This is a genomic window from Bacteroidales bacterium, assembly GCA_013141385.1.
In the GTDB taxonomy this organism is placed as follows: Bacteria; Bacteroidota; Bacteroidia; order Bacteroidales; family Tenuifilaceae; genus UBA8529.
The window spans coordinates 138,839-150,948 of sequence record JABFRB010000002.1; the positions used below are offsets into that span (position 1 = coordinate 138,839).

Below are 12,110 nucleotides of genomic sequence, written 5' to 3' on the forward strand. Positions count from 1 at the left end.
AGTTGTATATACAAATACAAATCAATTAAATCTACTGAAAAATGAAAAATTATGTAATTACAGGTGCAACCGGAAATATCGGGAAAAACCTTGCAAAGGAATTGCTCTCAAAAGGGCAAAAAGTAAAAGTAGTTGGCAGAAATGCTGAAAAACTTCAGGAATTAGTATCTCTAGGTGCTGAAGCGTTAGTTGGAAATGTAACCAACAGGAATTTTGTAATTAAAGCATTTGCTGGTGCTGATGCTGTTTTCTGTTTAGTTACACCCGATTTTCATTCTACCGATGTTCGAAAAGAGCAGAACGTGATTGTTGAAAATTATTTTGAGGCAGTAAAGGCCAATAAGATTCCAAATGTAGTTTTACTTAGCAGTGTAGGTGCTCATCTGCGTAAGGGTGCAGGAGTTGTTGATGGACTTGGCTATATGGAGGAAATTTTTTTACAGCTTAAGGATACTAACGTGCTAAATCTTCGCCCTACCTATTTCATGGAGAATACCCTTGGAATGATTGGAACTATCAAACAAATGGGGATAGCCGGAAATCCAGTAAATCCCGATGTTAAGTTTCCTATAGTAGCAACCAAAGATATTGCTGCTGTAGCAGCAAAACGATTACTCAATTTGGATTTCAAGAACAATTCTATTGAGTTTGTTCTTGGGGCAAAGGATTATTCTTATGGTGAGATTACAGCTATTGCAGGTAAAGCAATTGGGAAAGAAGATTTAAAATATGTACAGTTTCCATACGAAGATACTATAAAAAGTATGGTTGCTTCCGGTTTTTGTGGTGAGGATGCTGCAAAGCTAATGGTAGATCTTGCTAAAGCCATAAATGATGGTACTTTACTTAACGGTCATACACGTACTGCGGCAAATACAACACCTACCACGTATGATGAGTTCTCCAAAACCTTTGCTTGGGTGTATCAAAACAGCTAATATTGCATCAGAGGAGTATTAGTGCATGAATTTTTAAAATGTAGTTATGGAAAAAATTAAAATTGAAAACAATGTACTTATCCCAATGCCAATGAGCATTTTGGGTGTAAAAATCAATGGAAAAGAGAACTACATGGCAGTTGGTTGGATTTGTAGAGTTAATGCAAATCCACCCATGATTGCCATGGGAATTGGGAAGCGTCATTTTAGCATAAAAGGAATTGAGGAGAACAAGGAGTTCAGCGTAAATTTTCCCAGCGAAGAACAATTGGTCGAAACAGATTATGTTGGCATATATTCTGGTGCCAAAGATGATAAATCAAAAGTTTTTAAAGCAAGCTATGGGGAATTAAAGAATGCTCCGTTAATTGATGAGGCTCCATTAAGCATGGCTTGTAAGTTGGTTGATATCGTTGATCTACCAACTTACTCTATTGTAATTGGCGAAATAGTTGAGGCCTATTGTGATAAAACTGTTTATACGGGCAGAAATATTGATTTCAGCAAAATGAAAGCGTTTTTTCTGACGATGCCAGATAATAAGTACTGGTCGTTTGGAAATGAAATTGGCAAGGCTTGGTCCGATGGAAAGGATTATTTAGTTCAAAGCTAAGATCAATTTAAACGATAGGTATAAAATTGTTTAGGACGAGGTAAATACTCGTCCTTTCTGATATTAAAAGAGTCTCAATTTGAAAATATTTTACTTGAGGTTACTATATTTTAACAATAGCTACCTGCTACTTGATTTTGCGAAGGACATAAAAATAAACATTAGTAACTTTCTTGTAATCTAGTCGTCATTATTAGATAATATTTTCATTGCGGGTTGGCATAAATCAATTCAACCATGTCATTAGCAGTTATATTCAAAAAAAAATTATTAAACTATTCGTTAAAGAGATATATTAGCATACTTTTGCACCCGAAAACTTAGGTTGGCGGCATACTTTTTGTTTAAGCAAGAGTTTTTATCCGAAAAAGCAGATGAACCATTGTAGTTTAAAGGAATGTACGGCGACAGAATAAAAAAACATATTTTCACCAGAAGGGTTGACCAGTTTTTTAGAGATGTTTACGATATCAGTAAGTTCTTTAAAACGTTTTTTAAAGAAGCGTTCAAAAGACCTTTCCATTTTAACGAGCTGATAAATCAGTGCTACGAGGTTGGCTTTAGATCTCTACCTCTGATTACCCTAACAGGCTTTATTATTGGAATTGTTTTTACTATACAATCCCGACCACCGTTAGAAAACTTTGGAGCTTCATCATGGTTACCCTCATTAATGGGCATTGCAATCATAAAATCATTAGGACCATTAGTAACCTCGCTTATTTGTGCTGGGAAGGTTGGTTCTGGTATTGGCGCCGAATTAGGCTCCATGAAAGTAACGGAACAGATTGAGGCCATGGAGGTTTCATCCATTCATCCTTTTAAATTCTTGGTTGTTAACAGGATATTAGCTACCACCATCACTATTCCTATTCTTTCCTTTTATTGCTGTTTCATTGCCCTGATGGGTTCATTTATCAATGTTCATTTTGAAGAGAGTAGCAGTATAATAACCTTCTATCAGAATGCTTTTTCCACTATAACATTTATCGATATTATTGAATCTACAATAAAAGCAGTTACTTATGGATTCACAATTGGCTTTGTTGGATGCTATAATGGTTACAATGCTTCGCAGGGAACTCGTGGAGTAGGAAAGGCGGCAAACCTAGCAGTGGTGTATGCTATGTTCATTATTTTTATTGAGGAGATACTGATTGTCCAAATTTTCACTTGGATTATTAATTCTTAAAAAATGGATAAAATAAAGCAGCATTTCATCGATAAGGAAGAGCAAGTAATCTCAATCAGAGGGCTATATAAATCGTTCGGCGATTTACAAGTTCTTAATGGTATTGATTTTACACTCTACAAAGGCGAAAATGTTGCCATTCTTGGTAAATCAGGAACGGGGAAGTCGGTTTTAATAAAGATTATTGTTGGCTTACTTAGACCTGATAGGGGAGAGGTATTCGCATTGGGTAAATCAGTACACACATTAAACCACAAAGATTTAGATGACTTGCGTTTACGAATTGGCTTTTCATTTCAGAGCAGTGCTTTATATGATGGAATGAATGTATACCAGAATCTTGCATTCCCGTTAACCATGAATGCAAAGCATCTTACTAAGAAAGAGGTGGATACAGCAGTAGAAAAGGTGCTAGATGCGGTAAATCTAAGCGATAAGAAAAAGCAAATGCCCTCTGAACTTTCTGGCGGACAACGGAAAAGAATTGGTATTGCCCGTACGCTGATTTTAAAGCCAGAAATAATGCTTTATGACGAACCTACGGCAGGGCTGGATCCAATAACCAGCACCGAAATTATTCAGCTTATAAATGAGGTTCAACAGCGATATAACACCAGTTCCGTTATTATTACCCACGATCTTACATGTGCAAGAAACACATCGGACAGAACAGCCATGCTTCTTGATGGGAAATTTGCTAAAGTGGGTCAATTCGATGAGATATTTAACACCGAAGATCAGCATTTAAAGGAATTCTATAATTATAATTTTATTCAGTAGTAATCAAATGAACGAATCATCTTATAAAAGGTACGTAATTGTAGGCTTTTTTGTTTTTGTAGGAATATCTATTCTAGTTACTGCAATCCTTCTAATTGGAGATTTACATAAAACATTTGAGCAAAAAGTTGAAGTTGCTTCAATTTTTAATGATGTTGCTGGACTTCAAAAGGGGAACAATGTTTGGCTCTCTGGCGTTAAGGTTGGAACAATTAGCAATATAGCATTTACTGGCAAATCGAAAGTTAAGGTTAGTATTCTTGTTGATACGGATGTTCGGAAATATATTCCGAATAACTCAAAGGTAAAGATTAGCAGCGATGGGTTAATTGGAAATAAAATACTTGTTATTTTCGGCGGTACCGAGGATACTCAATGCGTAAAGAATGGCGATTCCTTAGCCGTGGAGGAGCAGCACTCCTCGGAGGAGATGATTAATACCCTAAGGAAAAGCAATGATAATATACTTGCTATTACCAGTGATTTTAGGGTGCTCAGCAAAAAACTAGTTGATGGCGAAGGAACAATAGGTAAACTATTGAACGATAACTCTGTATACACCAATATCAATGCTTCTGTTGCTTCTCTGCAAAAAGTAATGGGAGAAGCCCAAAAGGTAATGAGTTCCCTTAAAACATTTAGTTCAAATCTCAACAAGGAAGGTACATTAGCAAACGATTTAGCCACCGATACGCTAATGTTTGGCTCAATAAAAACCTCGGTGATGCAGCTACAACAAATAACTACAGCAGCCTCAGAGTTTGTTAAAAATCTTAACCAAAAGATTACCGATTCTAATACCTCATTGGGGGTTTTATTGAACGATAAAGAATCTGGAACTAATGTGAAGGAGACCATTAAAAACCTAGAGAGTAGTTCTAAAAAGCTAAACGAGGATCTTGAAGCACTTCAACATAACATGTTCCTTAAAAAATATTTTAAAAACAAGACTAAATCTGCTAAAAAGGATACGCTAAAAAATGGTAATTCTTAAAACAAACACTTTATTTTCCATTTGCTTAAGAAGAATATTATTTTAATGTAAGTTCGATATAATAAAAAGGATGTTTGTTCATTGATGTAAGGTTTAATATAACGGTGCGATGCACCTTTAATTTACAGGATTTATATATTTGGCTACAAATATTATGCGGCTCTGCCGCTTGAGGAGTTTTTAACCTTTTTGATTCACGCTTTGGGTGCGTAGCACCTTGATATTTGTAGACATTTCACGACCATAGGGTATAATAGGTACAGAGTACCGTAATCTTTTGAAAGACACTGACAATCAGGCAGGTGGTTGGTGTTGTAGCTATATTTCTTATGTCGAACTCACGTTACTTTAGGATAAGTGGAAAATTTCTGTGATTATTGAATTTAGTGAGTTATAAATCCGATATTCAGATTTTACTTAGCAAGGATTCAGGTAAACTTTTCAAAAACGATTCAACCATTTCATCAACTTTTGTGTTTATCTTTTTTTGCTTTGATTTTGTATGTATAATTGCAGAAATATTTTAAAAACAAATAATCAATAAAAATATGAAGCAGGTAATATTTATTCTCATGGCTACTCTAGCCATTTCGTGTAACCAAATATACCCCAAAATGGACAATGGCAGCAGCCATGAGTTAGCCGTTGAAGAGGTGATTCAAGCCTCAGGGTATACCTATTTAAAGTTTACCGATAATGATACTGAGCAGTGGCTAGCAACTACAACCATTGATGCTAAAGTAGGGGAGAAGTACTACTATGAGAAGAGTATGGTGATGGAAAATTTTCATAGCAAAGAGCTGAATAGGGATTTCAAAACGATCCTCTTTGTGGATAGAATAACGACTGAACCCATATCAGGAGAAGAGAAAACTAAACCTGTTGCACCCGGCTCAGCAAAAGCAAAAGCGGAAAAGATGGTTGTTGTAATTGAGAAATCCAAGGATGATATTACTGTTGCAAACCTTTATTCGAATAAAGAAACGTATGCCAATAAATTAGTATTAATAAAGGGTAAGGTAGTTAAGTATTCCCCTGAAATTATGAATAAAAATTGGATTCATATTCAGGATGGAACCGAATACGATGGAAACTACGATTTAACCGTTACCACTCTCTCTGAGTTTAAGGTTGGAGATATTGTTACACTCGAAGGCAAGATAGTTTTAGATAAGGATTTTGGGTACGGGTATATATACGATGTGCTTTTAGAAGATGCCGTTGCTAAGTAGAAATTAAGATGTAGGTTTATTTGAATCCCGAATACAAGATAAGGACGAGGTAAATTCTCGTCCTTTTTAATTTTGTAGATTATCTCATTAAAAAAGCGTAATCGGGAGGTTACGCTTAATAGGATATCGCAAATTGCGATTTTAGGATATTAATATTACTCTGTTGCGCTCATCCTCTTATATTCTTGCAGGCATTGGCTGCTGAATTGTTATGATGGGGGGATGGCTTTGGATGGGAATTTACTAAATGAGTAATGTATTTGGTGGGGTTGGGATTTGTATATAGGGAAGGGGTTACTAGAAGATTTCAAATCCAAAAGGTAAAGGGAGATGGATAGGATATTTGGCCTAGCAGGGGAGACCTTTAGAAAATCTGTGTTATTCCAAGTCTACTAGAGTAACTACTGTATTCAACTTGCATCTCAGAAAGCAGTTCTTTATTGAAAATTTTAATGTTATTAAATTCTGCTTTAAATGATTCTTCAGGTACTGAGAAAGTATATCTAAAATCAAATAAGAAGGTTACATCGTTTTCTTCTTCACTTAAATATAAATGATCATAAATTTTAATTGAATCTACATTTGATGAACCTTTTTTAAATTCTTTTTTTGCATTCTCTTTTCGAATAGGATTAACAATTTTAAGACCACTTAACAATTTAAGGTTTTTCCCAAATTTATTTTGTGCTATGTCGCATGGCCTAGAAAGTAAAAGAGCAATACTAGATATCTTTACATTATTTCCTGATTGGTGACTGATAAAATCCATTACAATTTTATCATCGTGAATTGAATATTTATTTCTCCAATCATTATCTTTAAATTCAGAAATGATTCCGGGGGAAATTAATTCATTAGTCAGATTTTTTTCAAGTTTAAAATGAAACCAACTATTTAGTTCTTTATCAATAACTGAGTCTTCGACCTTATCAAGGTTGTATAAATTTTCAATATTTAATTCTGTTATGTTATTTTCATTGATGTTTTTCCTTGTATTCGAAATTAAAATACTATCCAAAGCATCAAATAGAATTAAACGTTTACGAATGTTGTTTGAACTAGATTTTATTGAACCACCGCCATGACAAATGATAATTTTCTTGAGTTTATCATTAAAAATATTAGGATCTGAGGTTTTAGTTAAATGACCTAATATCTCATTTGTAGAATGTTTTACACTTTTTTTCCAAATTTGAATTTCTTCTAAAGCAGGAATTGTATCTAACTCTGTATTTATTTCTTCGAATAGTTTTGAATAATCATATTTCTCTTCTCCAATTTTAGAATAATCAGTTTTACTTTTGACTAAAAAAGTAAAAGGCATCCTATTTACTTGTTTAAGGTGTTCTAGGACAGAATTTGATTTTGATGTATCTTTAGTCCAAAGCACTAATATATAAAATGATTTTTCAGAAACTAAAGATTGAACCCAATTTGAGCATTGCTCAGCATCAAATCTTTCAGAATAATATAAATCTAAAAAGATAAGGTTTACATCGGAAAAACAGTTACTCGGCATTGTATCTCCATCAAAATAAGATGCATTAAATAATTTGCATCCTACACCTAATTCTCGATAATAGTCAAGTATTCCTTGTACTTCACTTTTCACATCATCAATTACAACAATATTTGGTTCTAAGAATTTCATTGGCTATTGTTTTTTATTAAATACTAGTTTTACTATAGCTCCATTATATTTCTCAGGAATATCAAAATCTAATATTTCTTCTTTGCTTGTAATAATGTCAAGTTTGCCATATTTCATCATTATTGTATCAATCAAGTACATGCCTATTCCGATCCCATCGGATTTTCTGGAAAAAAATGGACGAACCAATTCTGATATGTCATCTTTAAACCCCGGACCATTATCTGCAATGATTACAATTGTTGACATCTCATGTTTTACACACTTTAAAAAAATGGATTTTTCATTTTTATATATAGTATCTAGCCAGTAAATACTATTATCAATGATATTCATTAGCATAGTAATATAAAATCTTTTATCACAATTGATAGTGTTTACATTATCCTCTATGCAAATTTCATAAGATATTTTTCTGTTAAGTAGTTTTAATTTATAGTTGTTAAATGCTCTGTTGGAGGCTTCACGAATGTCCAAAGGTTTATCACCACCTTTTCGTAATACAGAAATAATTCCTTCTGTATATTGCTTCAATTCTTCAACTTGATTTGTAATAATATCATTTTTTATAGGCTCTGATTTCACGGTTTCCTCCATTCGAGGAATTAGTTTTTCAATCTCATGAAGTGCAACAGAGGCAGTCATGCCAACTCCCGCTGGAATTAATAATGTCTTTTGATCATCTTCATACTTTTCTTCAAGTCTTTCAGCTTCTTCAAGTAATTTCTTTTTCTTTTCTTCATTATTTAAATCAGAGTTTTCTAACAAAGATTTGAAATTACTAATTTTTGTATCAAATAAATTACTTGAAGACTTTTGATTGAATTTCAACCATCTTGTTCTATCAGAAAATCTTGTGGCAGCAAATTCATTTAAGACAGTCTTTAAGACCATATAAAAACTTAAGTATGCATCATTTTCAACGAATCCCTCTCTATTAGTTTTTTCAATTAAACAATTTGATGTTTCAGCATCAAGATATATATAACCAATTACATTATTACTTGAAAACCACATTTTACTTTGAATCCTTTCCAAATCTAAACCTAACCAGTCATTTGCAGAATTTCCATAGTCATAAATTCGTAAGTCGTTTTTAAATACCTTAATACCAGAGTGTTCTTTTAAAACCTTCTTAACAAGATCAGCATTAAGTGTATAGTCTCTCATTGAATGTGAGTCAAGGTCGAACGTATATAACTCAACAGCCAAACTACCGAATGGCAGTAGTTTTGAATCAAAATCTAATAGAATCTCCTCTATTTTATAATTTTCGTGTTCCTTTTTTTCTAAAACTTTACGAAGTCTGTTTTTAACCTTACCTCTGATATTTTCATTAAACCGTAGATCATTTTTGATGATCCTTTTACCGATATCTGGGTTGTTTTTCAAAACAAATTCATATTCAAAATCGACATCATAATTACTACTAATTAGGGCATTGATTTTAAATGGCGCCTCATCTAATATTTTATCAACAGTTGGAAAATCAACTAACCATTTATTATCAAAATTCAAATTAATTTTGAAACTATCTTTTGTTATCTTAGGAGATAACATCGAGAGGGTTTGCCCTTTTAAATCTCTTGCCATCCCCTTAGTCCAAATTTCTTTTAATCCACTTAAACGAATATAAGTTCCACTTTTTTCTTTGAACCTAAAATCTTTTTTATCCTTTTTGATTTTCCATTTTATTGGGACGTCTGATAAATGCTTTGACTGATTAAAATCTTTCCAGTCAATATAAAGTTGAATTTCATAATCTGCTAATATTTTACTTTCAATCTCCTTTGAATTTTCCTTAAAATATATTAATAGTGGTCGGGTTATAAGTAAGATTTGACTACTCAATTTATGAACAGCAAATCTACCAACACCTTTCTCTCCCATTGGTATTCTATCATAAAGAGCAGATTTGATAATTTGTCTAAGTCCTGTATTTTTATTTATAGGTTTTCTAAAATCGGAACCTGGTTCTAACCATACATCTTCAATTATTTGTGATGTCATCCCTATTCCATCATCTTCGATTATAATTACAGCATTTTCAATATTTTCAATTTCTTTAAAATAAACATCAACTTTTTTGGAGTCAGCATCATAGCTATTTTTAACTAATTCATAAATAGCCATTACTGGACTTTTTATTAGTTCATCTCCCAATAAAGTAAGTATATGCGCTTTGGGATTAAAGTGCTTTTCTTTTAATTCTTCTAACATAGTATTTTCATTATTTCTTGTGCAATCGCACTAGCCATTATTGGTGGAACAGCATTACCTATTTGTTTAAAAGCAGCCGTTCGATTTGCTGCTTCCTTTACACCTTCAAAGTAGTAATCATCTGGGAAGGATTGTAAACGTGCGGCTTCTCGGACAGTTATTGAGCGATTCTGTTTAATGTCGGGATGAATATAATAATGACCATCTTTTGCAATATGAGCAACAACTGTATGAGAATACGGAAGGTCATTTGCAACTACTTTAAACCTATCGAAAAAGGAATGACGATTTTTGTGTGTTTTTAATCTTTCTTGAAGGTCATTATAATCTAGGCGTTCTTTGTTTTTATTCCACTTATTAACAGCTATTCGATAAATTTCCTTATCCTGTTCTGTATGAGGTCTGGCAACATGCTGAGTTAAAATATCAATGCCATTACGGACAACGGAATTTTTAAGCCAAGAATTTGTTTTGCCTGAATAAGTAGTGAATTTATCTATGCCTTCACCTGCTTGTAGTTTTGGCAAATCAGAAAATAGTAGTTCAACTCTTGAATCACAACTATTTTTAATTGATTCTAGATTTGGGATATTAATGGATAAACTTTTCTCCCAACCAATAATAATAATTCGCTTTCTATTCTGTAGAACACCAAAATTGTTTGCTTCTAGTGTGAAAAGTTGCATGTAATAACCTTTTTTCAGAAATAGATCCTCCATTTTTCTTAGATACAATCCATCTTTAGCTGATTTTAATCCAAGTACATTCTCAAAAACAAACATTTTAGGATTATACTTTTCTAAGTATTTTGCATACTGTACATATAGGTAGTTGCGGGGGTCTTTTGCCATTCCATCGTCTGATCGTGCCCTTCCAACTAAAGAGTAAGCTTGGCATGGCGGACCACCAATGATTAGATCAATATTTTCCTTATTAATGTTCTTAATGGTTTTATGAATTTCAGAATTACTCTCAGTACCTATTGGAAAATTAATTATCGTTGCTAATAATTCTTTAGGTACAGATTTATATAAAGTTTCTCGATTGACTTCACCTCTTAAATAGGCTAAATATTTATCAAACTCATTATTTGACTTCAAGTAATGATAAGCAGTTCTTGTTTTCAGAGTAAAGCAGGCTGCCTCATCAATCTCAACATGAGCAATAGGTTTAAACCCTGCTCTGAAAAATCCTTCAGAAAGCCCTCCGGCACCAGCAAATAAGTCTATATAATTGAGCATAATTCTCTTCAAATAACTCAAAAATAAAAACCTTTAATATAAGCATTTTTCCATAAGATGTGAACAATAGGCAATATTTTTTAATAAGGTGGATAATGTTAGGCTCGGTTAAATGTGGAACTTATGTTATTGCAGAAGATTTATTATAAGGTGGTTGCAAAATTTTATTGGAATGGCAAAATCTAGTTCAGTTTGTGCTGCAAACCCAAGAATGGAGATATTTGTATAGGCCTTACCTATTTAACTTTTTGGTTTGCCCTTTTTTAGAGTAGGTTTATCGGGTTTGCTTTCCAATTTTTTAATACTATCGGCAACAGGAAGGTTTTCGGGCATGGTACCACCAATCTCCTTAATGGTTTGGCGCACTTTCTTTCCAACCTCTAAATGTGTTTGGTTGGCTTTTTGTTTCCCTTTTATTTTTTCTCTACGAAGTTTTTCTTCGGTTTGCGTTGCACGAAATAGATTAGCAGCCAGTTCGGTACTACCCATGTGGTCGAGTATTTGTTGGCTTTTTTTGGTGTATTTCTTTGGTATCCAGCCCGCCATATAAACCCATATAGCCATGGTTTTGGAAAATGGCATAATCAATGGGTTCTATTACACCTGCATCTTTAGCCGCAGAGGCTAACAGGGAGTTGTGCTTTGCCATTTCGTTGCGAAGAAAAAGGCGTTTCTCATCCTCAGTGCTTAAATTGTTATACTCGTCCATTTGCCGTATTTCCTGCAAACGGGTTTGAATGGCAAAGTAGGTTTGCCCTAAGGCTACCACTTCTTTTGTGGGATCGGCATTTTGAACAATCAGATAGCAGGCATAGCGAGAGAGTTTCACACCATCATCGAAGCCCCTTCTTGCACCTGAGCCAATTTTAACCATCTCGTGGTAATCCACGAAATGGTTTTCTACAAAATATCCGCTATTACTACATGCTTCTTTCGCTTTTTCTATAACTGGTTTAAAGTTGCGATATTCTGCATAGTCTAATGCCTTGGCTAAGTCACGAGCACTCCAATATTCATTGCTATTTTCATCAAGTTTTTTTATTTTCTCAAAAAGCGTGAGCTCCTTTTTAGATATATCTTTTGACATAGCTTTTATTTTTATCCGTATAACTTTATTAGGTTGTTAAGCCAAATCTTTCGCTATTGACTTTATTGTATTTAACACTCCGATTCAACTCACAAAATACTTGTCAATATTGAGAAGTCTGCCAAATAGTAACTCCTCCTAATTTGTAACCGAAGTTAGGTA

9 protein-coding genes and 1 pseudogene are annotated in these 12,110 nt (G+C 33.6%); 6 read left to right on the plus strand and 4 right to left on the minus strand.

The window, feature by feature from the left end; genetic code table 11:
- Positions 1-41 precede the first annotated feature (41 nt).
- From HOO91_01765 to HOO91_01790, 6 genes are all read left to right on the plus strand, one after another.
- Complete coding sequence (locus HOO91_01765) at positions 42-938, plus strand: SDR family NAD(P)-dependent oxidoreductase (protein ID NOU16273.1); 897 nt, start codon at positions 42-44, stop codon at positions 936-938.
- Between the two features lie 46 nt (positions 939-984).
- Positions 985-1,551, plus strand: a complete 567-nt coding sequence (locus HOO91_01770; GenBank protein NOU16274.1) for a flavin reductase family protein — start codon at positions 985-987, stop codon at positions 1,549-1,551.
- A gap of 397 nt (positions 1,552-1,948) precedes the next feature.
- Positions 1,949-2,743 carry an ABC transporter permease gene (locus HOO91_01775; GenBank protein ID NOU16275.1) on the plus strand — a complete coding sequence of 265 codons (795 nt, stop codon included), beginning with the start codon at positions 1,949-1,951 and terminating at the stop codon, positions 2,741-2,743.
- 3 nt (positions 2,744-2,746) lie between these two features.
- The gene (locus HOO91_01780; GenBank protein NOU16276.1) at positions 2,747-3,523 is read left to right on the plus strand and encodes an ATP-binding cassette domain-containing protein; all 777 of its coding nucleotides are present in this window, start codon (positions 2,747-2,749) and stop codon (positions 3,521-3,523) included.
- 7 nt (positions 3,524-3,530) lie between these two features.
- Positions 3,531-4,517, plus strand: a complete 987-nt coding sequence (locus HOO91_01785) for an MCE family protein (GenBank protein NOU16277.1) — start codon at positions 3,531-3,533, stop codon at positions 4,515-4,517.
- 548 nt (positions 4,518-5,065) lie between these two features.
- The gene (locus HOO91_01790; protein ID NOU16278.1) at positions 5,066-5,749 is read left to right on the plus strand and encodes a hypothetical protein; all 684 of its coding nucleotides are present in this window, start codon (positions 5,066-5,068) and stop codon (positions 5,747-5,749) included.
- A 364-nt stretch (positions 5,750-6,113) separates the two neighbouring features.
- Here HOO91_01790 and HOO91_01795 read toward each other — a convergent pair whose 3' ends face one another.
- The 4 genes and pseudogenes from HOO91_01795 to dinD all read right to left on the minus strand — a co-directional run bounded on the left by HOO91_01795 (position 6,114) and on the right by dinD (position 11,948).
- Positions 6,114-7,400 carry a hypothetical protein gene (locus HOO91_01795; GenBank protein NOU16279.1) on the minus strand — a complete coding sequence of 429 codons (1,287 nt, stop codon included), beginning with the start codon at positions 7,398-7,400 and terminating at the stop codon, positions 6,114-6,116.
- A gap of 3 nt (positions 7,401-7,403) precedes the next feature.
- Positions 7,404-9,620, minus strand: a complete 2,217-nt coding sequence (locus tag HOO91_01800; protein ID NOU16280.1) for a sensor histidine kinase — start codon at positions 9,618-9,620, stop codon at positions 7,404-7,406.
- On the minus strand, positions 9,614-10,861 hold the full coding sequence (locus tag HOO91_01805; GenBank protein NOU16281.1) for a DNA cytosine methyltransferase: 1,248 nt from the start codon (positions 10,859-10,861) through the stop codon (positions 9,614-9,616). The genes HOO91_01800 and HOO91_01805 overlap by 7 nt, the downstream gene beginning before the upstream one ends.
- A 240-nt stretch (positions 10,862-11,101) precedes the next feature.
- Positions 11,102-11,948 (minus strand): annotated as a pseudogene (gene dinD / locus HOO91_01810) (DNA damage-inducible protein D).
- Positions 11,949-12,110 lie beyond the last annotated feature (162 nt).